Annotated in this window: 17 protein-coding genes and 2 pseudogenes; 16 read left to right on the forward strand and 3 right to left on the reverse strand. The window is 71.7% G+C overall.

What is annotated here, in order from left to right; all coding sequences use genetic code 11:
- Nucleotides 1-4 precede the first annotated feature (4 nt).
- The 10 genes and pseudogenes from FU792_RS05025 to FU792_RS05065 all read left to right on the forward strand — a co-directional run bounded on the left by FU792_RS05025 (nucleotide 5) and on the right by FU792_RS05065 (nucleotide 5,746).
- A complete protein-coding gene (locus FU792_RS05025; RefSeq protein WP_022924830.1) occupies nucleotides 5-772 on the forward strand; it encodes a purine nucleoside phosphorylase YfiH/LACC1 family protein in 768 nt (255 codons plus the stop codon).
- A 1-nt stretch (nucleotide 773) separates the two neighbouring features.
- Nucleotides 774-1,301 carry a type III PLP-dependent enzyme domain-containing protein gene (locus FU792_RS05030; protein WP_338101161.1) on the forward strand — a complete coding sequence of 176 codons (528 nt, stop codon included), beginning with the start codon at nucleotides 774-776 and terminating at the stop codon, nucleotides 1,299-1,301.
- Nucleotides 1,277-1,513 (forward strand): annotated as a pseudogene (locus FU792_RS18760) (alanine racemase); the annotation flags it as partial. The gene FU792_RS05030 and the pseudogene FU792_RS18760, both read left to right, overlap by 25 nt.
- A gap of 62 nt (nucleotides 1,514-1,575) precedes the next feature.
- A complete protein-coding gene (locus FU792_RS05035; protein ID WP_022924828.1) occupies nucleotides 1,576-2,094 on the forward strand; it encodes a cell division protein SepF in 519 nt (172 codons plus the stop codon).
- A 62-nt stretch (nucleotides 2,095-2,156) separates the two neighbouring features.
- Nucleotides 2,157-2,441, forward strand: a complete 285-nt coding sequence (locus FU792_RS05040) for a YggT family protein (RefSeq protein ID WP_022924827.1) — start codon at nucleotides 2,157-2,159, stop codon at nucleotides 2,439-2,441.
- Nucleotides 2,442-2,610: 169 nt separating this feature from the next.
- Nucleotides 2,611-2,769: pseudogene (locus FU792_RS17720) on the forward strand (DivIVA domain-containing protein); the annotation flags it as partial.
- A gap of 31 nt (nucleotides 2,770-2,800) precedes the next feature.
- A complete protein-coding gene (locus FU792_RS05050) occupies nucleotides 2,801-3,622 on the forward strand; it encodes a hypothetical protein (protein WP_238706110.1) in 822 nt (273 codons plus the stop codon).
- A gap of 173 nt (nucleotides 3,623-3,795) precedes the next feature.
- Nucleotides 3,796-4,257, forward strand: coding sequence for a TraR/DksA family transcriptional regulator (locus FU792_RS05055; protein ID WP_022924825.1), 462 nt, complete (start codon nucleotides 3,796-3,798; stop codon nucleotides 4,255-4,257).
- A gap of 26 nt (nucleotides 4,258-4,283) precedes the next feature.
- Entirely contained in the window at nucleotides 4,284-4,820 is a 537-nt protein-coding gene (gene lspA, locus FU792_RS05060; RefSeq protein WP_052327806.1) for a signal peptidase II, read from the forward strand.
- Nucleotides 4,817-5,746: an RluA family pseudouridine synthase gene (locus FU792_RS05065; protein WP_022924823.1), complete on the forward strand. Its 930-nt coding sequence runs from the start codon at nucleotides 4,817-4,819 to the stop codon at nucleotides 5,744-5,746. The genes lspA and FU792_RS05065 overlap by 4 nt, the downstream gene beginning before the upstream one ends.
- A gap of 96 nt (nucleotides 5,747-5,842) precedes the next feature.
- On the opposite strand, the gene FU792_RS05070 is transcribed toward FU792_RS05065, so the two are convergent.
- Nucleotides 5,843-8,878: a M14 family zinc carboxypeptidase gene (locus tag FU792_RS05070; protein WP_022924822.1), complete on the reverse strand. Its 3,036-nt coding sequence runs from the start codon at nucleotides 8,876-8,878 to the stop codon at nucleotides 5,843-5,845.
- A gap of 301 nt (nucleotides 8,879-9,179) precedes the next feature.
- Between FU792_RS05070 and dnaE the strand changes: the two genes are divergently transcribed.
- Nucleotides 9,180-14,111 carry a DNA polymerase III subunit alpha gene (dnaE, locus tag FU792_RS05075; protein WP_022924821.1) on the forward strand — a complete coding sequence of 1,644 codons (4,932 nt, stop codon included), beginning with the start codon at nucleotides 9,180-9,182 and terminating at the stop codon, nucleotides 14,109-14,111.
- Here the strand turns inward: dnaE and FU792_RS05080 are convergent.
- Nucleotides 14,108-16,354: a hypothetical protein gene (locus tag FU792_RS05080; protein WP_022924820.1), complete on the reverse strand. Its 2,247-nt coding sequence runs from the start codon at nucleotides 16,352-16,354 to the stop codon at nucleotides 14,108-14,110. The two genes, dnaE and FU792_RS05080, sit on opposite strands and share 4 nt — an antisense overlap.
- Before the next feature lie 73 nt (nucleotides 16,355-16,427).
- Between FU792_RS05080 and FU792_RS05085 the strand changes: the two genes are divergently transcribed.
- The 5 genes from FU792_RS05085 (at nucleotide 16,428) to FU792_RS05105 (ending at nucleotide 23,653) form a co-directional block, all read left to right on the forward strand.
- Nucleotides 16,428-18,569: a S9 family peptidase gene (locus FU792_RS05085; protein ID WP_028130990.1), complete on the forward strand. Its 2,142-nt coding sequence runs from the start codon at nucleotides 16,428-16,430 to the stop codon at nucleotides 18,567-18,569.
- A gap of 270 nt (nucleotides 18,570-18,839) precedes the next feature.
- Nucleotides 18,840-20,399 carry an aldehyde dehydrogenase family protein gene (locus FU792_RS05090; RefSeq protein ID WP_022924817.1) on the forward strand — a complete coding sequence of 520 codons (1,560 nt, stop codon included), beginning with the start codon at nucleotides 18,840-18,842 and terminating at the stop codon, nucleotides 20,397-20,399.
- Nucleotides 20,400-20,521: 122 nt separating this feature from the next.
- Nucleotides 20,522-21,892 carry an aminotransferase class III-fold pyridoxal phosphate-dependent enzyme gene (locus FU792_RS05095; protein WP_022924816.1) on the forward strand — a complete coding sequence of 457 codons (1,371 nt, stop codon included), beginning with the start codon at nucleotides 20,522-20,524 and terminating at the stop codon, nucleotides 21,890-21,892.
- Between the two features lie 8 nt (nucleotides 21,893-21,900).
- Nucleotides 21,901-23,235 carry an aminotransferase family protein gene (locus FU792_RS05100; RefSeq protein WP_022924815.1) on the forward strand — a complete coding sequence of 445 codons (1,335 nt, stop codon included), beginning with the start codon at nucleotides 21,901-21,903 and terminating at the stop codon, nucleotides 23,233-23,235.
- 10 nt (nucleotides 23,236-23,245) lie between these two features.
- The gene (locus tag FU792_RS05105) at nucleotides 23,246-23,653 is read left to right on the forward strand and encodes an HIT family protein (RefSeq protein ID WP_022924814.1); all 408 of its coding nucleotides are present in this window, start codon (nucleotides 23,246-23,248) and stop codon (nucleotides 23,651-23,653) included.
- Between the two features lie 10 nt (nucleotides 23,654-23,663).
- On the opposite strand, the gene FU792_RS05110 is transcribed toward FU792_RS05105, so the two are convergent.
- The gene (locus FU792_RS05110; RefSeq protein ID WP_022924813.1) at nucleotides 23,664-24,383 is read right to left on the reverse strand and encodes a potassium channel family protein; all 720 of its coding nucleotides are present in this window, start codon (nucleotides 24,381-24,383) and stop codon (nucleotides 23,664-23,666) included.
- Between the last annotated feature and the right edge of the window lie 120 nt (nucleotides 24,384-24,503).

A 24,503-nucleotide genomic window follows, 5' to 3' on the forward strand; every position in this document is an offset into this window, starting at 1 on the left:
CCTCGTGTTCACCTGGCGCGAGCGGCTGGAGCCCACCGGCGACGGCTACGGCGTGGAGTGGGCCGTGACCGACCGGCACGGCGGCTCCAGCGTCGACCCCTGGTCCTCGTTCAACCTCGGCGCGCACGTGGGCGACCGGGAGGACGCCGTCAGCACCAACCGGCACCGGCTCGCCCGCGAGCTCGGGCTGCGGGTCGCCGATCTGCGGCTCATGGACCAGCAGCACGGGTGCGCCGTCGCCCTGACGCCGTCGACGTCGGGCGCCGACGGCCCTGCCGTGCCGGCCGTCGACGCGCTGGTGACCGGCAGCAGCGACGAGGCGCTGGTGGTCCTCGTCGCCGACTGCGTCCCGCTGCTGCTGGTGGACCGCACCGAAGGGCTCGCGGCTGTCGTGCACGCCGGGCGCCCCGGGCTGCTCGCGGGGGTCGTCCCGGCGGCACTGGACGCCCTGCGCGACCTCGGGGCTCGTCGGCTGGATGCTGTCGTGGGGCCCTCGGTCTGCCCCCGCTGCTACGAGGTGCCGGCCGCACTGCGGGACGAGGCGGCAGCACTGACACCGACCGCCGCCAGTGTCTCGGGGAGCGGCACCCCCGCCATCGACGTCGCCGCCGGTGTGGTGCAGCAGCTCGCCGACAGCGATCTCGACGTCCGCCTGCGCTGGCTGGCCGGGTGCACCCGCGAGCGCGACGACCTCTACTCCTACCGCCGCGACGGCACGACCGGCCGGTTCGCCGGGGTCGTCCGGCTCCTCGCCCCGGAGCAGGTGGCCTGACGTGACTGCGACGCGGGAGCAGGAGCTGAGCGGGCGGCTGGCCGACGTCCGGCACCGCATCGAGGCGGCGTGCGCGGTGAGCGGGCGCCGGCCCGAGGACCTGACGCTGGTGGCGGTGACGAAGTTCTTCCCCGCCGCTGACGTCGAGCTGCTCGCCGGCATGGGGGTCACCGACGTCGGCGAGAGCCGGGACCAGGAGGCCGGGGACAAGATCGGCGCCATGCCGTCGGACGTGCGCTCGAGGATCCGGGTCCACTTCGTCGGCCAGCTCCAGACCAACAAGACGAAGCGGGTCGCGCGGTATACCGACGTCGTCCAGTCCGTCGACCGGGCGCGCCTGGTGCGAGCGCTCGCCGCCGGCCGCGCCGCAGCGGTCGAGGACGAGGTCGTGTCGGGCCCGCTCGAGGTGCTGCTGCAGGTCGACCTGGGGGAGGGGAGCAGGCCGGGCGTGGTGGCGCCGCCCCGGCCGAGCTCGGTCAGCTCGCCGAGGCCGTCGCCGGGTCGGAGCAGCTGCGGCTGCGCGGCGTGATGGCGATCGCGCCCCTCGACCTCGACGACGACGGCGTCCGCCGGGCCTTCGACCGGCTCCACGGGCTGGGGGAGCAGCTGCGGCACACCCACCCGGACGCGACCTGGGTCTCGGCGGGCATGAGCGGCGACCTCGAGGCGGCCGTGGCGGCCGGTGCGACACACCTGCGTGTCGGGAGCGCAATCCTCGGTTCGCGCCCACCGCAGCGGTAGCGTCGGTCACGACCGATCCACCACGGGCCGCACACCCGTCACGCACCTAGGAGCTCGCACACATGGCCGGGGCACTGCGCAAGACCATGGAGTACCTCGGACTCGCCGAGTCCGACGAGCGCTTCGACGACTACGACACCTACGAGCAGGAGTCGCCGGAGCAGCGCGGCGGCGGGGCGACCGTGCGCCAGCTGCGTGACGGCGACACCGCTGAGTCCCACGGTGAGGCGACGGTGGCCACGCTGCCCTCGCGCACCCCCGTCTCCCAGGTCGTCCGCGAGCCGGAGGTCGGCGAGTTGAACCGCATCACCACGATCCACCCGCGCACCTACAACGAGGCCAAGACCATCGGTGAGGCCTTCCGCGGGGGCGTCCCGGTCATCATGAACCTCTCCGACATGGACGACGCCGACGCCAAGCGCCTGGTCGACTTCGCCGCGGGCCTGGCCTTCGGGCTGCACGGGTCGATCGAGCGGGTGACGAGCAAGGTCTTCCTGCTCAGCCCGTCCTTCGTCGAGGTCGACGGGGGCAGCCAGCCCGAGCAGGTCCGCGGGGCGCAGGGCCCGTTCAACCAGAGCTGAGCCCGCTCGGTCAGGCGGCCGCCCCAGCGGCTCCTCCCAGCGTCCTCACGTAGGCTGGTCGCATGGTCGGCCAGATCCTCGCGCTCCTGCTCAATCTCTACTTCTTCGTCCTCATCGCGCGGCTGGTCTTCGACTGGGTCCAGGTCTTCGCCCGTGACTGGCGGCCGAAGGGCCCGGTCCTGGTCCTGGCCAACGGCGTCTACTCCCTCACCGACCCGCCGCTGCGTGCGCTGCGGCGGGTGATTCCCCCGCTGCGCATCGGTCAGGTCGCCCTGGACCTCGGCTTCCTCGTGCTCATCATCGCTGTCGGCATCGGTCGCAGCCTGGCGCTGTCGCTGCCCTTCTGAGGGTGTATTCGGTCCCCTCGGCCGCCTCGCTGCGCTGCCCGCCGCGGACCTGACCGGGCTCCGACGGTGCGTTAGAGTGCTCGCTGGACAAGGTGCATACCAGCACGTCACCGCCGGGCCCGGCACCGAGCCGGGGAGGCGGCCGTTCCCTGCACACGTGAGGTGAAACATGGCGCTGTCCCCCGAGGACGTCATCAAGAAGAGCTTCAGCGCGACGCACCTGCGTCGCGGCTACGACGAGACCCAGGTCGACGACTTCCTCGACGAGGTCGTGGTCGAGCTGCGGAGGCTCGTCACCGAGAACGACGGCCTGCGCACCGACCTCGGGACTGCGCGCCGGCGGAGGCTCGATGCGCTCCGTGAAGAGCCGACCCGAGGGCGAGGCGGAGCAGGACGCGGGGGCACCGGAGGGAACCGACGCCGTCGCGGCCGACGCGGGGGCGGCCGACGCGGACGTGGAGTCGCTGCGTCGTCAGCTCGAGGAGTGCCGGCAGGCCCGGGCGGCCGCCGAGGAGAGTCTCGCGGCGGCGCAGGAGCAGGTGGCGAGCGCCGAGCGCGAGCGCGACGAGCTGCGCGCCTCGCGGGACAGGGACATGGACACGGTGGCGGCTGTGCAGGACGGCGGCTCCGGTGAGCAGAGGACCGGCGACGGGGAGGACCCGAGCTCGATCATCTCCCTGGCCCAGCGCCTGCACGACCAGCACGTCGCCGAGGGCGAGAGCACCAAGGCCCGGCTCATCGAGGAGGGCGACGGCTACCGGGCAAGCGCCGTGGCCGAGGCCGACGAGCGCAGCGCCGAGCTGCAGCGCACCGGCCAGGAGACCCACGACCGGCTGGTCCGCGAGGGGCAGACCCAGCACGACGAGCTCGTCCGCACCGGTCAGGAGACGCACGACCGGCTCGTCGGCGAGGGGCAGAGCCAGCACGACGAGCTGGTGCGCACCGGTCAGGAGACCCACGACCGGCTCGTCGGCGAGGGCGAGACCAGCCGCGACCAGATGGTCAGCGAGGCCGAGGGCCGCCGTGACAGCGTGCTCAAGGACCTGCAGGGCCAGGAGGCCGCTCTCGGTTCGACCATCAGCAACCTGCAGGGTCAGGAGCGCGACCTGCGCCAGCGGCTGCGCACCTTCCTCGCCGACCAGATGGAGCGGGTGGACGCCACCGGGCCCACCTCCTCCTGAGCACGACCCCGAGAACTCGCCGCAGCGCCCCGGCCGACATCCTCGCCGGGGCGCTGCGGCATACCCGGGGGAGGGGGGTGTCGCCCTGCGTTGTCAACGTCTGGGCGCTGATCTATTCTGCCGCCACCATCGCTCGTCCCCAGGACGGGCCAGCTGCGAACGAAGGGCGAGGCGTGGCCACGACCGCGAAGAAGGGGGGCTCCGGGACCGCGACGCGCCCGGGGCGGGGCAAGGGTGAGCACCGCGCCCTGAGCGTGCGCGAGGGCGAGAGCCCGTGGAGCGCCGCCGAGGTGGAGGAGCTGCGCGAGGAGCTGGAGGGCGAGATAGCGCGCCTGCGCGCCGAGGTCGAGGAGGCCGAGCAGGAGCTCTTCGAACGCGGCCGGGCCTACGGTGACGGCGCCGGTGACGACCAGGCCGACGCCGGGTCGGCGACCTGGGAGCGGGAGCACGAGCTCTCGGTCACCAACAACGCGCGTGACCTGATCGACCAGAACACGCACGCGCTGGACCGCATCGCGGACGGCAGCTACGGCGACTGCGAGTCCTGCGGGACGCCCATCGGCAAGATGCGGCTGCAGGCCTTCCCGCGTGCGACGCTATGCATGTCATGCAAGCAGAAGCAGGAACGCCGCTAGCCTCACGTCCACCCCGACGACCCCAGGTGGTGCTGCTCGTCGCGCTGCTGTGGGCCGGTCTGGACCAGGCGACCAAGTTCTGGGCCGAGGCGAGCCTCACCCGGGGCGAGTCGGTGCCGCTGGTCGGCGAGCTGCTCCAGCTGCACCTGACCTACAACTCGGGTGCGGCCTTCTCGCTGGGCACGAGCTGGACCGGGGTCGTGACCACCATCGCCACCCTGGTGTCGGTCGGCATCGTCGTCCAGGCCTTCCGGACCCGCAGCCTGGGCTGGGCGCTCACGCTCGGGCTCCTGCTCGGTGGCGCCGTCGGCAACCTCATCGACCGCTACTTCCGCCCGCCCTCGGTCGGGCTGGGGCACGTGGTCGACTTCCTGGCGCTGCCCAACTTCCCGGTCTTCAACGTCGCGGACATGGGGGTCACCACCGCGGCGTGCCTCATCGTGCTGCTCTCCCTGCGCGGTTTCCACCCGGACGGCACGCGCGAGGGCCACGGCAGCCGCGAGGACGACGGGGCCGGCGCCGACGCGGCTGCCTCCCAGCACGAGGACGAGAGCGCCCGGTGAGCGAGTCGCGGGTCTTCACCGTCCCCGACGGCCTGGAGGGCGAGCGCGTCGACGCGGCGCTGCCGCGCCTGCTCGGGCTGTCCCGCTCCAAGGCCGCCACGCTGGCCGGCCAGGGCCTCGTGCAGGTCGACGGGCGGGTCGTCGGCAAGTCCGACCGGCTCACCGCCGGCTCCTTCCTCGAGGTGGAGCTGCCCGCGCCCGGCCCACCCGCCGGGCTCGAGGTCGTGGCCGAGCCGGTCGAGGGCATGCGGATCGTCCACGACGACAGCGACATCGTCGTCGTCGACAAGCCGGCCTTCGTCGCGGCCCACCCCAGCGTGGGCTGGACCGGCCCGACGGTCGTTGGCGGCCTGGCCGCTGCGGGCTACCGGATCTCGACCTCCGGCGCACCGGAGCGGCAGGGCATCGTGCAGCGCCTGGACGTGGGGACGAGCGGGCTCATGGTCGTGGCCAAGTCCGAACGGGCATACACCGTGCTCAAGCAGGCCTTCCGCGACCGGGTGGTCGACAAGACCTACCACGCCCTGGTGCAGGGGCTCCCCGACCCGCACGAGGGGACGATCGACGCGCCCATCGGGCGGCACCCCGGCCACGACTACCGCTTCGCCGTCATGACGAGCGGGCGGCCGAGCATCACCCACTACGAGCTGCTCGAGGCGCACCGGCGGGCGAGCCTGCTGCAGATCCACCTGGAGACGGGACGCACGCACCAGATCCGGGTGCACTTCTCCGCGCTGCGCCACCCCTGCTGCGGCGACCTCACCTACGGCGCCGACCCCACGCTGGCGCGCGACCTCGGGCTGGAGCGGCAGTGGCTGCACGCGGTGAAGCTCGGCTTCCTGCACCCGGGCAGCGGGGAGCAGGTCGAGTTCGAGTCGCCCTACCCCGAGGACCTGGAGGGAGCGCTGGACGTCGTCCGAGGTTGAGGTCGACGGCCCGCACGGTGCAGGCACAGCGCAGGCACGGCGCAGGGCCGGGGAGGAACTCCCCGGCCCTGCACGTGTCTCTCCGTCGGACGACGGTCAGCGGCCCCCGAGGATGCTCTCGAGCGTCTCGACGACCGTGGCGGAGAGGGCGCCGTCGCCACCGAGCACGTAGGCGTGCTCGGTCTCCTCGTTGCCCACGAGCCAGGTCGTGGTCGCTCCGGGCAGCGCGTCCGTCTCGCTGAGCAGGATCAGCTGACCCAGGGTGCCGCCCGGCAGGGCGTCCACCATGTTGGCCTGGATGCCGGAGGCGATGGACACCGAGCTGCTGTCCATCCCCTCGGCGACGAAGTGGTCGGCGACCGCGACGGCGGTCTCCCACCGGCCGGGGCCGGAGACCCGCAGCGGGTCGGGCAGCTCGTCGAGGACCTCCTCGTTGACCGCCCCGTCCCCACCGACGACCAGCGAGGAGTCGTAGTCCTCGAGGGCGCCCGCGGTGACGCCGGGCACGCCGTCCTGCCGGACCAGCAGCACCGGGGTGCCGGTGGCGGCAGCCGGGCCGGACACCGCGAGGGCGTCGACCAGGTTGTCCTGGCGGCCCGAGGCCACGATGACCTCGTCGGTGTCGGCGCCCAGCTGCTCGGCGACCGCGACGGCGGTGCCGTACCGGTCCGTACCTGAGACCCGCTCGACCTCGATGTCCATGGCCTCGACCGCCTCGACGACCTCCTCGCCGACGGCACCGTCACCGCCGACGACGACGACCTCGGTGACACCGCGGTCGGTGAGGTCCTGCGCCGTGGCGACGGAGAGCCCGTCGGTGTCGGTCAGCAGGACCGGAGCCTCGAGAGCGGCCCCGAGCGGTGCAGCGACCAGGCCGTCGACCATGCTGGCGTCCGGGCCGCCGACCAGCACCGCGGTGGTGCTGTCCGGGTAGGACTCCTGGCCGATGGCCACCGCCGTCTCGTAGCGGGTCTCGCCCGAGAGCCGGGTGACGTCCTCCCTGTCCTCGCGGGCGTCGTCTGCGGCGATACGGACGAGCTCGACCAGCCCGGCTGCATACTCCTGCGACTCGGGGTGAGCCTCCTCGAACGGCGGCTGGAAGCCGACGCCCTCCCAGCGCTCCAGCTCCGGGTTCCACAGGTCGTTGCCGACCTCGAAGTTGTAGGCCACGATGTCGTGCTCGTAGTACATGTGGTCGGCAGAGTTGCCGCCGGCGCTGTACAGGACGTCGATGACCGGGCCGGTGTTGGCCGGCCAGGTCACGGTGCCACGGTGCTGGCTGATCGCCTCGATGATCCGCTGGGAGGCGTCGAAGAACTCCTGCAGGTCCTCCGCCGGGGGGAACGGCAGCGGCTCGCGGCCGGGCACCTTGTAGGCGCCCGGGCTCCACATGAAGTAGCCGCCGTAGCTGTGCACGTTCATCGAGTGGGTGATGTTCTCGTAGTTCTCCCCGATCCAGGCGGTGTTCAGCGTCTCGGGCTCGGACAGCTCCTCGGGGCCTGCGTAGGTGCCCGAGAGGCAGTTCAGCGAGCCGCCGACATACCCGTCGTGGACGGAGCCGACCGTGAAGTTGCGGTTGAGGTCGACACCCCACCGGTCCTGACGCCGCGGGTCGCGGGCGGCACCCTCGCAGTGGTTGCTGAGGTTCTTGCGCTGGAAGTTGTAGTCGTAGAAGGAGTAGTTCGCCCCGTCCGGGTTGACCACGGGCACCAGGAAGATCTCCACCTCCTCGAGCAGCTCGGCCGTCTCCTCGTCGGTGGCGGCATTAGCCAGCATCCGCTCGGCGAACTCCATCGTCGCCAGCGGGGTGACCCACTCGCGGGCGTGCTCCTGGCTGTAGGCCAGGACGCCCGGGCGAGACCCGTCGCGGTGCTCACCGATGCGCATCATCCGCACCGTCCGGCCCTCGGGGTTCAGGTGCGAGGCGTCCAGCCCGTCGTCCAAGGTGACGGACTCCACGACGGTCATCGTCGCCGCGCCGTCGGTCACCGCGTTGGCGCGGAAGGTCTCCTCGAACGTCTCGTTGATGTATGCGGCCACCTCGTCGACGGTGCTGGTGACCGCGCCCTCGGCGTCGGTGGCCAGGGAGAGGGTCAGCGTGCCGTCCTCGTAGACGCCGGTGAGCCCCTGGCTGGGCTCACCCGGGTCGGCGACGACGACCTCGGTGCCGTTCATCCCGTCGGTGCCGTAGGCGACCGACTCCACGGCCAGCGCGGCGGTGGCGGGGTCGCCGACCAACGCCATGGCCGGGCGGCGGTAGCCGAGCGACTCGTTCGGCAGCTCGACGACGTCGACCAGGTCCGGATACTGCGCAACGAGCCGATCGATGCGCTCGTCGATCTCGCTCGGCGTCATGTACTGGTCGATGAAGTCCTGCTGATAGCCCTCGGGCAGCTCCGGCACGTCGGCACCGGGCCAGGGGGCGGGCTCGGCGGTCGCGGTGCCGCCCTCCGACGAGGTGACCGTCAGGCTGACCGGGGCCGACGGCAGCGGCTCCGGTTGGTGGTAGTGGAACATGTACTGGCCGGCGTCGACGTACCGGAACAGCTGGAAGGTGCCGCTCTCACCGTCCCCGGTCTCCCACTCGACCTCGATCTGCACGTCCGGGTTGTCGGTGGCGGAGGTCGACACCTGCACCTGCAGGAACGTCTGGCCCCCGGACTCCCACCAGTAGGCGTGGTCGACGACCAGGACGTCCGCGAGCATGCGGCCCTCGTCGGTCGCCTGCATCGTCATCCCCTCCTGGTGCCGGCGCTCGGCCTGCGCCCGGCTGGCCTCGAAGTTCGCGGTGCCCTCCTTCTCGCGCTGGATCACCTGGAGGAGGGTGGCGCCCTCTGCCTGCAGCGCGGTCAGCTCTGCGCCGGTGAGGACGACGTCGGCCAGCACCCGCTCGCCGCGGACGTCGGGAGCGGAGGCGGGCACGCCGGCGAGGTCAGCACCGTCAGCGACGAGCTGCTCGAGCATCTGACGGTTCGGCAGCTGGAGACGGACCAGCGCCGTCTCCTCCGCCGCCAGCTCGGCGTCGACGGAGGCGGTGGGCGGGTCGGCGTCACCGGGCGCCGCGGCGGCCGTGACGGAGCCGGCGAGCACCAGTGCTGCTGACAAGGTGGTGGCGAGGGTTCTACGCGACATTGCGCTCCTTGGGGGATGGCCGCCCGAAGGAAGATCATATGTAGCCAGGAATGTGCCGGGCGGAACTTTCATCCTGATCCGAGGCAACCCCCGGGTCAAGAATTCTTGGGCAAAGATGAGGTAAATGTTCCCGAGCCACGGGTCCGTGGTGCCCTCGCGAGTGCCGCGCTCCGGCCTGCGAACGGTGGTGGTGGCGTCGTGGTTCGGCATGACAGTCTCCGTCGCAGGTCAACGAGGTGCCCTCCGCGCAGGGTGACGGGCGCTCCATACCTGTCGGTCCGGGGCTCTAGGATCATCTGCGATGTCCTCCCCAGCCAGCCCCGCGCAGAACTTCGTCCACCTGCACAACCACACCGAGTACTCCATGCTCGACGGGGCGGCGCGCATCACGGACATGTTCGAGAAGGCCGCCGAGCTCGGGATGCCGGCCGTCGCGACGACCGATCACGGCTTCATCTTCGGCGCCTACGAGTTCTGGAAGACCGCGCAGAAGTACGACGTCAAGCCGATCATCGGGCTCGAGGCCTACGTCACGCCCGGCACGCACCGCACCGACAAGACCCGGGTGAAGTACGGCGACGGGGGACGCGACGACGTCTCCGGCGGCGGGGCATACACCCACATGACGCTGCTGGCGCGCAACAACAACGGCATGCACAACCTCTTCCGGATGGCCTCGCTGGCCTCGATGGAGGGCTACTACTTCAAGCCGCGGATGGACCGCGAGCTGCTGGAGACCTACGGTCAGGGTCTGATCGCCACCACCGGGTGCCCGTCCGGGGAGATCCAGACCCGGCTGCGCCTGGGCCAGTGGGACCAGGCGGTGCAGTACGCCTCGGACATGAAGGACATCTTCGGGGCGGACAACTACTTCCTCGAGCTGATGGACCACGGCATCCAGATCGAGCGGGTGGTGCGCCAGGACCTGCTGCGGCTGGCCAAGGAGCTGTCGCTGCCGCTGCTGGCGACCAACGACCTGCACTACACCCACCAGGAGGACGCCAAGGCGCACTCGGCGCTGCTGTGCGTGCAGTCCGGGTCGACGATGCAGGACCCCAACCGGTTCCAGTTCAACGGCGACGGCTACTACCTCAAGACGGCCGCCGAGATGCGCGAGGTATGGCGCGAGCTGCCCGAGGCCTGCGACAACACGCTGCTGGTCGCCGACCGGTGCGACATCTCCTTCACCGAGGGCGAGGGGCGTTACATGCCGCGCTTCCCGGTGCCCGAGGGCGAGGACGAGACCAGCTGGTTCATCAAGGAGGTCGAGACCGGGCTGCAGCGCCGCTTCCCCGAGGGCGTTCCCGACTACGCGCGGAAGCAGGCGGAGTACGAGTCCGAGGTCATCATCGGCAAGGGCTACCCGGGCTACTTCCTCGTCGTCGCGGACTTCATCAACTGGGCCAAGACGAACGGCATCAAGGTGGGCCCGGGGCGTGGCTCGGGGGCAGGGTCCATGTGCGCCTACGCCATGGGCATCACCGACCTCGACCCCATCCCGCACGGCCTGATCTTCGAGCGCTTCCTCAACCCCGAGCGCAAGTCCATGCCCGACTTCGACGTCGACTTCGACGACCGGCGCCGCTCCGAGGTCATCCGCTACGTCACCGAGAAGTACGGCGACGAGCGGGTGGCGATGATCGTCACCTACGGCACGATCAAGGCCAAGCAGGCGCTCAAGGACTCCTCCCGGGTGATGGGCTACCCCTTCGCCATGGGGGAGAGGCTCACCAAGGCGATGCCGCCGACCGTCATGGGCAAGGACATCTCGCTGGCCGGGATCCAGGACCCGCAGGACAAGAGGTATGCCGAGGCGGGCGAGTTCCGCGAGCTGCTCGCCGAGGACGACCACGCCGCCGAGGTCTTCGACACGGCGACCGGGCTGGAGGGGCTGAAGCGCCAGTGGGGCGTGCACGCCGCCGGCGTCATCATGTCCAGCGAGCCGCTGATCGACGTCATCCCGATCATGCGCCGCGACCAGGACGGCCAGATCATCACCCAGTTCGACTACCCGACGTGCGAGTCGCTCGGGCTGGTCAAGATGGACTTCCTCGGGCTGCGCAACCTCACGGTCCTGGACGACGCGATCCACAACATCAAGGACAACCGCGGCCAGGACATCGACCTGGACGCGCTGTCCAAGGACATGACCGACCGCAAGACCTACGACCTGCTCGGCCGCGGCGACACCCTCGGTGTCTTCCAGCTCGACGGCAACGGGATGCGCCAGCTGCTGCGGCTCATGCAGCCGGACAACTTCGAGGACATCTCCGCGGCGCTCGCGCTCTACCGTCCCGGCCCGATGGGCGTCAACGCCCACACCAACTTCGCGCTGCGCAAGAACGGCAAGCAGGAGATCACCCCGCTCGACCCCGAGCTCAAGGGCAAGCTGCAGCCGGAGATGGAGGCCGCCCTCGAGCCGATCCTCGGCACGACGTACGGCCTCTGCGTCGCGGGCGACACGCCGATCATCGATGCCGACACGGGCGAGAAGGTTCGAGTCGACGACCTGGAGCGCCGTGTGCAGGAGGGCTTCTTCACCTTCGGCGTGGACGAGCGTGGCAAGGTCGTGCGGCGACGCGTGACCCACTGGTGGCAGATGCCGGACAAGCCGGTGCTCACCGTAAGCACGAACTCAGGGCAGCAGTTGCGGCTGTCCTCGGATCACCCCGTGCTGACGACGCGAGGTTGGATCCAGGCAGGTGAGCTGCGGGCGGGAGAGGACCGGATCGCTCGTCCCCGTGACGGCATGGGGTACAGCTCCCCATCCTGCGTTCGACCGGAGGAGGCCGCCCTGCTGGGATACCTGCTCTCTGACGGCTACATCACGTTGTACGAGAACAGTTTCATCAATGCGAGTGCAGAGCTGCGCACCGAGGTGTCCCGCCTCTGCTCCACGTTGTTCGATGACGTCTTCCCCGTCGAGGAGTGCCAGGACCGCAGTGCCGCGCGCGTGAGGTTCGCCGCGTCCCCGGCCGGCACCGGGTCGGGCCGCAACCCGCGACGTGGCCACTTCACGAACATCGGCATCAACGCGTGGTTACGCAGCCTCGGATTCGCCGACAAGACGATTTCGGCTGACAAGTTCATCCCCGAGGCGATGAAGCGCAGTCAGCCTCTCGTGCGGCAGCGACTGATGGCAGCTCTCTGGGACGGTGATGGTCACGTCGGTGCCAAGTTGGCCTACTACAAGACCATCAGCGAGCGGCTGGCGCACGACGTCCTTGATGTGCTAGCCAGTCTCGGCATTCCAGCACGACTGCACGAGGCCGGCGAATACACCTCGGTCCGCCGTGGTCACCAGCGGGCGTGGACCGTCCACGTGTACGACCAGCGCTTCTGGCAGCTCGTCACGCCGCACATGGTCGAACAGCGCAAGATCGCGGCGCGGACCGACAGGAAGATCGCCTCGCGTAGCCGCGGCCTGAACCGTCAGCGCATGCTCGAACACGCCAGCGATGTGCTGCGGGACGCTCCCGACGTGTCCGCGAGGACGAAGAACGCCATGGGGTGGGGCCCCGCCTCGCCCGCTGGGCTGCACCGCCACCTCTGGCGGCAGGGTCGGGTGCCGGAGCCGAAGACCAGCCACCCGGCGGAGGGCGAGGGCGGCTTCTATCCGCTCAACGCCACCGCCCAGGCTTACCTGGACGTCATGGGTACCGACGAGGACCGCTTCTACGCCTCGATGGACTGGAACAGGGTGACTGATGTCTCGGTGGGTCCGGCGGAGCCGGTCTACGACATCACCGTCGACGACGTGCACAACTTCATCGCTCACGGGATGGTGCTCTCCAACTGCATCTACCAGGAACAAGTCATGGAGATCGCGCAGAAGCTGGCGGGCTACACGCTGGGTAACGCCGACCTCCTGCGGCGCGCGATGGGCAAGAAGAAGAAGGAGGTGCTCGACGCCGAGTACATCCCGTTCTCCGACGGGATGAAGGCCAACGGCTACAACGAGGCCTCGGTCGCGGCGCTCTGGGGCGTCCTCGTGCCGTTCTCCGACTACGCCTTCAACAAGGCGCACACCGCGGCCTACGGGGTCATCTCCTACTGGACCGGCTACCTCAAGGCCAACTACCCGGCCGAGTACATGGCGGCCCTGCTCACCAGCGTCGGCGACGACAAGGACAAGACGGCGCTCTACCTCGCCGAGTGCCGCCGGCTCAAGATCCCGGTGCTGCCGCCGGACGTCAACGAGTCGATCGGCACCTTCGCGGCCGTCGGCGACGACATCCGCTTCGGGCTGCAGGCGATCCGCAACGTCGGCGCCAACGTCGTCCAGGCGATCGTCGACACCCGTGAGGAGAAGGGCGCCTTCACCTCCTTCGAGGACTTCCTGCGCAAGTGCCCGGCCGTCGTGTGCAACAAGCGCACCATCGAGTCGCTGTGCAAGGCCGGCGCCTTCGACAGCCTCGGGCACAGCCGCCAGGGTCTGGTCACCGTGCACGAGCGGTATGTCGAGGCGCTCGCGGACGAGAAGAAGCAGGAGGCGGTCGGCCAGGACAGCCTCTTCTCCGGCCTCTCCTTCGGCGACGACGACGGCGCGGACGCGGCCGTCCAGATCGTCACGCTCCCGCCGATCCCGGGGATCGAGTGGGACAAGACCGCGCGGCTGGCCTTCGAGCGGGAGATGCTCGGGCTCTACGTCTCCGACCACCCGCTCAACGGCATCGAGCACATCCTGTCCCAGCACGCGAGCGCCTCGATCCTGCAGCTCGTCGGGGAGGACGGGGCCAAGGACGGCGACTTCGTCACTGTCGCGGGCCTGATCACCAACCTGCAGTTGAAGCGGACCAAGAACGGCGACCCGTATGCCCGCGCCTCGGTCGAGGACATGGCCGGCTCGCTCGACGTCGTCTTCTGGCCCAAGACCTACATGACGATCTCCACGATGCTCGCCGAGGACACCGTCGTCGTGGTCAAGGGCCGGCTGAAGAAGGACGACGCCACCGAGCTCATGGCCAACGAGATGACCCTGCCGGACATCAAGGCCGGACCGCGTGGGCCGGTCGTGCTCAACCTGCCGCTGACCCGCGTGACCGACGGACTGGCCCACAAGCTCAAGACGGTCCTCGCCGACCACCCCGGCGCCACCGACGTCCACGTCAAGCTCAACCAGCCGGGACGGACGGTGCTGCTCAAGCTGGACGAGAGCCTGCGGGTCACCGCGACCCCCGAGCTCTTCGGCGAGCTCAAGGCGCTGCTCGGCCCTGCCAGCGTCGGCAACTAGGCCGGCAGGTCGGGCTCGGGCACGACCAGCCAGGGGGAGGTCGCGCGCAGGACGATCTCCGGACGGTCCAGGCATCGCGCCGCCAGCAGCGCGCGGTGCCGGCCCGAAGCGGCCGGCGCCCCGAACGACGCGCTCACCTCCTCGGTCGTGACCTCGGCGACCTCGTCGGTACCGCGCACCAGGGTGAAGGTGTGCTCCAGCCGCCAGCCCGCCCGCTCCGCACCGACCCGCCGGGCGAGGAGCTCGCCGTCGACCAGCTCGAGGTGGCAGGAGACGCCCGGCTCGGTGCGGGGGTCGACCTCGAAGGTCTCGAGACCCGCGGACGGGGCGTTGACGGCATACCCCCGCAGGCCCCGGACCGACCCCGGCGGTCCGGCGCGCACCGGCGCGACCTCGACCCGCTCCCGCCTGTGCCACGGCAGGCCCCCGCCGTGGCGCACCCGCACCTCCAGGCTCGCGGGCGGGTCGGAGACCGGCTCGTCGACCGCCCGCAGGATCGAGGCGAGCCGCACCACCGTCGTGGCCGGGGTGATCGCCGATCGGCTCACGAGGTCGGCGAGCGGGCCGATCACGTCGGCCGGTGCGTCCTGCGGAGCCAGGTCGTGCAGCCGCCACAGGTCGGCCACGGCGCGGGTCTGCGCCGCGGTGCGGATGTCGAAGCGCAGCGGCCCGCTCGTCCAGCCGCGACGGAAGTGGTTGTGGTCCTCGGCCTCGAAGTAACTCGGGACCCGGTCGCGGCCGAAGGGTCCTCGCGGCGCGCGGGGGAGCGGCGCGGGGGCGCCGCCGCGCCGCTGCCACACTTGCTCGGGCCAGGTGCCGGAGGCGAGCCGGTGCCGGTTGAGGTCGGGCCGCAGCCGCTCGACGACGTCGAAGGCGGCCAGCCCCAGGTCCCGCTCGGCGAAGGGCAGCAGGTGCGCCGTGCGGAGGAACTCCGGCGTCGCGAGCGGGTGCAGGGCCAGGCTGCGCCGGTGCGTGGAGTGCAGCACGTGGCCGAAGTGGGCGCGGTTGCGGTGCAGCCGGTAGTGCGCGTCCACCTGCTGCCCGATCGGCGCGTCCGGGACCAGGGCGAAGGCCTCCGCCACCGCCTCCTGACCCGCCGCACGGATCGGGTCCGGCAGCGGGACACCGCCGTGGACCACGAGGCCATGCAGCCGGCGTAGGTCCGGCTCCAGGCTGGCGACGCTCTGCCCCATCGCGGCGAAGGGCTCGCCGGTGCGGATGGTCCGGTATGCCGTGCGCATGAGCTCCCCTGCCCCGCCCCGGACCGCGACGTAGGGGACCGTCGGCCAGCGCAGCTGCCGCTCCGCCGAGGCGGCCCACTGGCTCCCGGCGTAGAAGCTCTGGTGGTGGTCGATGCTCTCGGCGAAGGACAGCATCCGGTCCTCGTAGTCGGGCTCGACGTACCACGGCCGACCTGCCGCCTGCCGCAGCTCGTCCGAGACGACCAGGTCGCACCACAGCCCCTGGCGCCCCGCGGCGTCGGCCCACCGGCTGGGGTCGGCGGCCACGAAGCTGCTGCGGGAGAGCACCCCCGCGTGGTCCATGAGGGCGAGCACGACCCGGCTGTCCTTGCCGCCGGAGGCGAAGACCCGCACGTCCGGCACGGCGTCCGCGACCTGGGCCAGCAGCGCGGCGGAGCGGGCGATCCCGGCGTCGAGCAGCTCGTCGTAGGACCGCCCCTGCGGGTCGGTGCTCATCGCCCGTGGCACCGTGCCGACCCCGCGCTCGCTCATCACCAGCAGCTCGTCCGGACGCAGGCAGCGGACCCCCTCGACGAGGGTGCGGCGGGACCACTGGTTGCGCAGCAGGACGTGGTTGGAGGCGAGCGTGGTGAGCGCGACCGGCCAGTCCACCGCGAGCCGGTGCCCGTCGGCGCGCAGCCGGTCGACGACGGCGTCCAGGGTGGTCCCGAGGTAGACGTCCTGACCCTGCTCGCCGGGGCGCACCGCCCAGAAGAGGTGCCCGAAGCCGTGGTAGTCGCTCATCGCGACCCACGTCCGCCCGACGTCGTCGCTGAGCAGGCCGACCCACTCGCCGGTGCTGTCCAGCAGCTCCGCCAGCGGGTATGCCCGTGGCGCGGCCCCGTAGACCTCCTGCACCGCTCCTGGCCCCAGCAGCAGTCCCTCGGCCTCGCGCAGCCGGATGCGGGCATACCGGGACGGGCGCAGCACCGCCGACGAGCCCCGGCCCGCCCCCCGCACCACCCAGCAGGCCCGGCGGTGACGGACGGGGCGTTCGATCATGGTCCGCCCAACCTAGCCGGTCGGCGCCGCACCTGGCGCGACCCGGGACCCGCGGAGGGTTAGCGTGGGGCGGGTGACCGATCAGCCCGCCCCGCCCCGAGCCGCCCGCGTCGACGTCGTCCGCTCCCACCACGGCGAGGACGTCACGGACCCCTACGAGTGGCTCCGCGACAAGACCGACCCCGAGGTCGTCGCGCACCTCGAGGCGGAGAACGCCTACACCGAGGCGCGGACCAGCCACCTGGACGGCCTGCGCGAGCGGGTCTTCACCGAGATCAAGGACCGGGTCCAGCAGACCGACCTCTCGGTCCCGGTGCGCCACCGCGACTGGTGGTACTACAGCCGCACGATCGAGGGGGAGCAGTACGCCGTGCACGGCCGGGTCGCGGTGGGCGAGTCCCCGGAGCGGCCCGAGCTGGACCCCGGCGCCGCACCGGAGGGGGAGCAGGTGCTGCTCGACGGCAACGCCGAGGCGCAGGGGGAGGAGTTCTTCAGCCTGGGGGCCTTCGACGTCACCCCGCAGGGGGAGCGGCTGGCCTACGCCGTCGACACGACCGGTGACGAGCGCTTCGACCTGCGCGTCAAGGACCTCGAGACCGGAGAGGTGGTCGACGACGCCGTGACCGGGATCGGCTACGGCACGGCGTGGAGCGTCGACGGCGAGCACCTGTTCTACACCCGCGTCGACGACGCCTGGCGCCCCTTCCAGGTCTGGCGGCACCAGGTGGGCATGCCGGCGCAGGACGACGTGCTCGTGCACCAGGAGGACGACGAGCGGTTCTGGATGGGCGTCGGCACCTCACGTGACGACCGGCACGTCCTCATCTGGCTCGGCAGCAAGAACACCTCGGAGGTGCGGCTCGTGGACGCCGAGGACCCCACCGGGGCGGTCCGGGTGGTGGCTGCCCGCGAGGAGGGCGTGGAGTACGACGTCGAGCCGGCCGGTGACCGGCTGTGGATCGTGCACAACCGTGACCACCGGGACTTCGCGCTGGCCGTGGCGCCGGCGGGCAGCACCTCGGCGGACGACTGGGCCACGGTCCTGCCCGGCGAGGACGGCGTCCGGCTCGCGGGGGTGGAGGCCTTCGCCGGTCACCTCGTGCTCTCGCTGCGCCGCGACGGCCTCACCCAGCTGCAGGTCCTGCCGCTGTCCTGCGAGGGTCGCCCGGTGGGGGAGGGCTACCAGGTGCCGGTCGACGAGGCGGTCTACACCATCGAGTCGGGCAGCAACCCGACCTACGACACCGACACCCTGCAGGTCCTCGTCGAGTCGATGGTGACCCCGCGCAGCGTCTACGACCTCGACCTCGGCAGCGGGACGCTCACGCTCGTCAAGCGTCAGCCGGTGCTCGGCGGCTACGACCCGCAGGACTACCAGCAGCTGCGGCTCTGGGCCACGGCGCAGGACGGCACGCGGGTGCCGATCTCGCTCGTCGCCCGGGCGGACCTGTCGCCCGACGGCACGCACCCGGGGCTGCTCTACGGCTACGGCTCCTACGAGATCTCGGTCGACCCGCACTTCTCCGTCTCCCGACTGTCCTACCTCGACCGCGGGGTGGTGTATGCCGTCGCCCACGTCCGCGGGGGCGGCGAGCTGGGCCGGGGGTGGTACGAGGACGGGCGCATGGAGCGCAAGACCAACACCTTCACCGACTTCGTGGCCTGCGCGGAGCACCTCGTGGCGACCGGCTGGGTCGCGCCGGACCGGCTGGCCGCCGAGGGTCGCTCCGCCGGAGGACTGCTCATGGGGGCGGTCCTCAACCTGGCGCCCGAGCGGTTCCGGGTGGTGCACGCCGGGGTGGCCTTCGTGGACGCCCTCACCACGATCCTCGACCCCTCGTTGCCGCTCACGGTCAGCGAGTGGGAGGAGTGGGGCAACCCGGTCGAGTCGGCGCAGATCTACGCGCTCATGCGGTCCTACACCCCCTACGAGAACATCCGTCCTGTCGACTACCCGGCGATCCTGGCGACGACCGGGCTCAACGACACCCGGGTCTACTACGTCGAGCCGGCCAAGTGGGTGGCCCGGCTGCGGGAGACGGTGACGAGCGACCCGCAGGACCGGCCGATCCTGCTCAAGACCGAGATGGTCGCCGGTCACGGCGGCAAGACGGGCCGCTACGACGCGTGGCGGGAGACCGCCTTCGAGATCGCCTTCGTGCTGGACCAGCTCGACGCCACCCAGGTCGACGCGACCCCGGACCAGCGTCCGTGAGCCGAGGTCAGGCGCTGAGCTCGCACGCAGGTGCCTCCTCGAGGTCGGCTACCGCCGCCTCGTAGGGCTCCGTCGTGTCCGGGGCGGCGTCCACCATGCCCAGCCCAATCTCCTGGGCCACGCCTACCCGAGCAGCAGACCCGCTGCGATCCAGCAGCGTGCATACAGGAGGATTTCCGGTGTTTGCGAGATTCTTCCGTCAATCGTCCTGAGGATCTGGCAGTATGGCGGATGAACTTGACGATCCGCGAGATGTGAGGAGACGACGCAGTGTCCGAGCCCTACAAGGTGACCTACGCCACCCTGACCGCCGACAACGAGGACCTGCACACCGCCTACGAGGCCGGGGTGGGGGTTGCGAAGAGCTGGCTGGGCGCCGAGATCTCGGCGCCCGGCGACCCCGCCCCCGGCGACCCGGTCGAGGTGTTCAGCCCGGCCGACCCCTCCGTCCTCGTGGCCCGGGTGCGCGCCGCCTCCCCGGGCGCGGTCGACGCGGCCGTCGAGGCCGCCCGCGCCGCCGGCCGGGACTGGGCAGCGACGCCCTGGCAGGAGCGGCTGCCGGTGCTGCGCGACGTCGCGGACCTCATCAGCGAGCGGGCCAACGAGCTCGCGGCCCTCATGACCATCGAGGTCGGCAAGAACCGGCTCGAGGCCCTGGGCGACGTCGAGGAGGCCGCGGTCTTCTTCCGCTACTACTGCGAGCAGGTGGAGAAGAACGGCGGATTCGAGGCCGCCATGGAGCAGCTCTCGGACACCGAGACCACCCGCTCGGTGCTGCGCCCGCACGGGGTCTGGGGCGTGATCAGCCCGTTCAACTTCCCCATGGCGCTCGCCGCCGGACCGGCCGCCGCCGCCCTGGTGGCGGGCAACTCGGTCGTGCTCAAGCCCTCGGTCCAGGGCACCCACGTCGCGTGGAAGCTCTACGAGACGATGCTCGAGGCCGGCCTGCCCGAGGGACTCATGCAGATCCTGCCCGGCGGCGACGACGTCGGGAAGGCGGTCGTCGCCCACCCCGGCATCGACGGCCTGACCTTCACCGGGTCCTACGCGGGAGGCCGGGCGGTCATGGACGCCTTCCGCGGCGACTACCCGCGCCCGGTCATCACCGAGATGGGCGGCAAGAACCCGACCATCGTCACCGCGTCGGCCGACCTCGACGCGGCGGCCAAGGGGATCACCCGGTCCATCGCCGGGGCCTCGGGCCAGAAGTGCTCTGCCTGCTCCCGGGTGTATGTCGACGCCTCGGTCCACGACGAGCTGGTCCAGACCCTGGGCAAGGCGGTGAGCGAGGTCGTCGTCGGGGACCCGCTGGAGCGAGCGACGTTCTGCGGCCCGGTCATCGACGCCGAGGCGGTCGAGCGATTCCGCGCCGCGGTGGAGCACGCCCGCGAGGCCGGAGGCACGGTCGTCGCCGGGGGCGAGGTGCTGCAGGGGGCCGAGGGCCACCCGGGCTACTTCGTCCAGCCCACCCTCATCTCCGGCCTCCCGGCCGACGACGAGCTCTTCAGCACCGAGCTCTTCGTGCCGCTGGCGGTCGTCGCCCCGGTCGACTCCCTGGACGAGGCGCTGGAGCGGGCCAATGACACGGTCTTCGGGCTCACCGCCGGCCTCTTCGCCGGCGAGCAGGACGAGATCGACCGCTTCCTCGCCCAGATCGAGGCCGGCGTCGTCTACGTCAACCGGCCGGCCGGCGCCACCACAGGCGCCTGGCCGGGAGTGCAGCCGTTCGGCGGCTGGAAGGGTTCGGGCAGCTCGGGCAAGGCCGGTGGCGGCCTGCACTACGTCCAGCTCTTCATGCGCGAGCAGTCGCAGACGATCGTCAGCGGCTGACGCGCCCGAGCACTCCCGACCGGACACCCTTCCGTCCACACCCCGACCACACCCCTCCCGACCGGACACCCCTTCCGTCCGGGCGGGAGGGGGCATACCAGAACCTTCGTCAAGGAGACCCGATGACCGACACCGCCCTGGCGCCGAGCGAGCCCACCACCGACTGGGCCGACCCCACCCGTCCCGTCCCCGACCTGCGCACCGAGCTGCCGGGGCCGCGCACCCGCGAGATCGTCGCGGGCGACCAGGCCGTGACCAGCCCCTCGCTCCCGCGCGCCTACCCCTTCGCCCCGCACCGCGGGCGCGGCTGCCGGATCGAGGACGTCGACGGCAACCTCTTCCTCGACTTCAACGCGGGCATCGCGGTGAACTCGACCGGGCACGCCCACCCGGAGGTGGTCCGCGCCGTCCAGGACCAGGCCGCCGACCTGCTGCACTACTCGGCCAGCGACTTCTTCCTGCCCGTCTACTCGCAGATGTGCACCGCCCTCGCGCGCACCGCTCCCATGAGCGAGCCGGTCCGGGTCTTCCTGACCAACTCCGGCGCGGAGGCGGTCGAGGGCGCCCTCAAGCTGGCCCGCTACGCCACGAAGCGGCCCTACGTCGTCAGCTTCTACGGCGCCTTCCACGGCCGCACCATGGGCGCGGTCTCGCTCACCAGCTCCAAGCCGAAGTACCACCAGGGGTTCGGGCCGCTGCTGCCCGGCGTGATCCACGTCCCGTACGCCGACCCCGCCAAGGTCGCCGCCGGGCAGGACGAGCAGGACACCGCGACCTTCGAGGCGCTGGAGACGATCTTCCGCCACGACGTGGCCCCGAGCGAGGTCGCCGCGATCTTCGTCGAGCCGATCCAGGGCGAGGGCGGTTACATCGTCCCGGGCGACGGCTGGATGCGACGGTTGCGCGAGCTGTGCGACGAGCACGGCATCCTGCTGATCGCCGACGAGGTCCAGTGCGGGATGGGCCGGACCGGCACGATGTGGGCGATCGAGCAGACCGGCGTCGAGCCGGACGTGCTGCTGTCCGCCAAGGGCATCGCCTCCGGTCTCCCGCTCGGCGCCTTCATCGCCCGCGCCTCGCTCATGGAGAGCTGGGGCGTCGGCACCCACGGGTCGACCTACGGCGGCAGCCCGGTGCCGTGCGCCGCCGGGCTGGCGACGCTTCGGGTCATCGAGTCCGAGAGTCTCCTGGGCCACGCGCGCGAGGTCGGTGACCAGCTCCTGACCGGGCTGCGCGAGATCCAGGCGCAGCACCCGGACGCCGTCGTCGACGTGCGCGGCGTCGGGCTGATGATCGGCGTCGAGTTCGCCGACGGAGCCCTGTCGGGCGCGGTCCAGCAGGCGGCCTTCGAGCGGGGGCTGCTCGTCCTCGAGGCGGGCGAGAGCGTCGTGCGGATGTCGCCGCCGCTCGTGGTCACGCCGGAGGAGGCGCGGATCGGGCTGCGGATCTTCGGCGAGGCGGTCGCGACCGCCGTCGCCGACCGACAGGGCTGAGCCCCGTCGTGGCCTCGGCGCACGTCTTCTCCCGCGGTGGCGCCGAGCGGGTCCGCGTCGACCACGGCCGCGGTGCCGAGCTGGTCGACGTCGAGGGCCGGCGCTACCTCGACGCCGCGGGCGGCGCCGTCGTCGTGGGCATCGGTCACGGCGTCACCGAGGTGGTCGAGGTGGCCGCCGCCCAGGCCTCCCGGGTCGCCTACGTCCACGGCTCGGCCTTCTCCAGCGAGGTCCTGGAGGAGTATGCCGACGCCCTGGGCCCGCTGCTCCCGCTCGAGAACCCCCGCATCTACCCGGTCTCGGGAGGCAGCGAGGCGGTGGAGTCCGCGCTGAAGATGGCGCGGGCCTACCACCTCGCGCGGGGCGAGGACCGGGACGTCGTCATCGGACGGCACGGCTCCTACCACGGCAACACCCGCGGGGCACTCAGCGTCTCGGGACGGCAGGGGCTGCGGCAGCCCTACCTGCCCTGGTTGACCGGGGTCGCGCACACCAGCACCCCCTACGAGTACCGCTGCCCCTTCCCCGAGGCCCATCCCGACGGCTGCGCGCGGCGGCACGCCGAGGCGCTGGAGGCGGAGATCCAGGGGCTCGGGCCGGCGCGCGTGGCCGCCTTCGTCGCCGAGCCGATCTCCGGGGCCGGGCTCGGGGCCTGCGTGCCGCCGGACGACTACTGGCCGGCGATCGCCGAGGTGTGCGCGCGCCACGGCGTCCTCGTCGTCGCCGACGAGGTGATGACCGGTTTCGGTCGCACCGGCGCCTGGTTCGGCGGCGACCACTTCGGGTTGCGCCCGGACCTGCTCGTCGCGGGCAAGGGCACCGCCTCCGGCTACTGGCCCCTGGGTCTGGCGGTCGCCAGCGGTGCGGTGCACGACACGTTGCGCGAGGGCGGCTTCGTCCACGGCTTCACCTACTCCCACCACGTCGTCGGCGCCGCCACCGGGCTGGCGGTGCTGCGGGTCCTGCAGCGTGAGGGCCTGGTCGAGGCCTCCGCCCGGCAGGGGGAGCGGCTGCACGCGGCGCTGCGCCGGGAGCTCGCCGACGTGCGCGTGGTCGGGGACGTGCGGGGCCGCGGCCTGCTGCAGGCGGTGGAGCTGGTCGCCGACCCGGCGACCCGGGAGCCCTTCGAGCGCAGCGAGCGCGTCACCGAACGCGTGCTGGAGGCCTGCCGGGAGCAGGGGGTGCTCGTCTACCCGGGCACCGGCTGTGCCGACGGACGGCGTGGTGACCTGCTGCTGCTCGGCCCGCCGTTGGTGGTCACCGACGACGAGGTGGACCGGATCGCCGCCGGGGTGGCGCAGGGCCTACGCGACGTGCTCGGCGGTGTCGGTGCCGGCGGCTAGCGTTCGGTCCATGTCCTGCCTGTTCTGCCGCATCATCGCCGGCGAGGAGCCCGCGCACGTGGTCCTGGACCGCGAGCACGTGGTGGGCTTCCTCGACGTCCGTCCGCTCTTCAAGGGCCACGTGCTCCTCGTCCCGCGCGAGCACGTCGACACCCTGACCGAGCTGCCGGACGCCCTGGTCGAGCCGTTCTTCGCCACCGTGCGCGAGGTCGCCGCGGTCGTGCGCGACGAGCTCGGGGCGCAGGGCACCTTCGTCGCGATGAACAACACCGTCAGTCAGTCGGTGCCGCACCTGCACGCGCACGTGGTGCCGCGGACGAAGGGGGATGGTCTCCGGGGCTTCTTCTGGCCTCGGGTGAGGTATGCCGACGGTGAGGCCGCGCGGTATGCCAAGGAGCTGCGGGCGGCTCTGAGCTGAGGCGGCGCGGTCAGGGTCCCTCCTCCCCGCGCAGCGCTGCGACCTCGGCCCGCAGCTCGCGCACCTGCTCGGTGAGCGCCGTGACGTCGGCGGCGGTGGCCGGCTGCCTGGCCGGGTCGGGCTCGGCGATCCGCTCGATCAACCAGGAGGCCAGGCTGGCGGTGACGATGCCGAGCAGGGCGATGCCGCAGAGCATGAGCCCGACGGCGAAGAGCCGACCCTCGACCGTGACCGGCGAGTAGTCGCCGTAGCCGACGGTCGTCACCGTGACGAAGGACCACCACAGGGCGTCCTGCCAGGTCTCGATGCTGGCCCCCGGCTCGCCGCGCTCGACGTTGAGGACGGCGAGGGAGGAGATGGTGACGACGAGGATCGTCGCGACACCGACATACATCGCGACGTGGCCCCGCAGCTTCTCCCCGGCCACCTGGTGCACGAAGGACAGCGCGGCGACGAGACGCAGCGGGCGCAGGGCGGGGAGTGCGACGGCCGCGAGGTCGATCGGGTGCCTGCGGACGAACTCCCACTTCTTCGGTGCCACGACGAGGCGGTAGACGTAGTCCACCAGGAAGATCACCCAGACGACGTCCTGGACCGTCATGAGGGTGCCTCGCAGCCCCGTCGGCAGGCCGGGGTCGACGATCGGCACCGCGAAGGCGACCAGGAAGACGAGGGCGGCGATCATGAGGGGGATCTGGGTGCGGGACTCCCAGCGCTCCAGGCGGTTCATGCGGCCATGATCCCAGGGGCGTGGAGCGTGGCCGGGGCGTCGCCTCCTGCGCCCGGCCCGCGGCCGCGGCAGGCCCGACCCGGCCGCGGGTCCGTCGGTGCCATCGGGGAGGGTAGGGCC

Source organism: Serinicoccus marinus DSM 15273, assembly GCF_008386315.1.
In the GTDB taxonomy this organism is placed as follows: Bacteria; Actinomycetota; Actinomycetes; order Actinomycetales; family Dermatophilaceae; genus Ornithinicoccus; species Ornithinicoccus marinus.

Excerpts from the sequence above, each read along its gene's own strand:
- FU792_RS05035 (WP_022924828.1), top strand. The coding sequence starts at position 1,576 with ATGGCCGGGGCACTGCGCAAGACCATGGAGTACCTCGGACTCGCCGAG.
- FU792_RS05040 (WP_022924827.1), top strand. The coding sequence starts at position 2,157 with ATGGTCGGCCAGATCCTCGCGCTCCTGCTCAATCTCTACTTCTTCGTC.
- FU792_RS05070 (WP_022924822.1), bottom strand. The coding sequence starts at position 8,878 with ATGTCGCGTAGAACCCTCGCCACCACCTTGTCAGCAGCACTGGTGCTC.
- dnaE (WP_022924821.1), top strand. The coding sequence starts at position 9,180 with ATGTCCTCCCCAGCCAGCCCCGCGCAGAACTTCGTCCACCTGCACAAC.
- FU792_RS05080 (WP_022924820.1), bottom strand. The coding sequence starts at position 16,354 with ATGATCGAACGCCCCGTCCGTCACCGCCGGGCCTGCTGGGTGGTGCGG.
- FU792_RS05095 (WP_022924816.1), top strand. The coding sequence starts at position 20,522 with ATGACCGACACCGCCCTGGCGCCGAGCGAGCCCACCACCGACTGGGCC.
- FU792_RS05105 (WP_022924814.1), top strand. The coding sequence starts at position 23,246 with ATGTCCTGCCTGTTCTGCCGCATCATCGCCGGCGAGGAGCCCGCGCAC.
- FU792_RS05110 (WP_022924813.1), bottom strand. The coding sequence starts at position 24,383 with ATGAACCGCCTGGAGCGCTGGGAGTCCCGCACCCAGATCCCCCTCATG.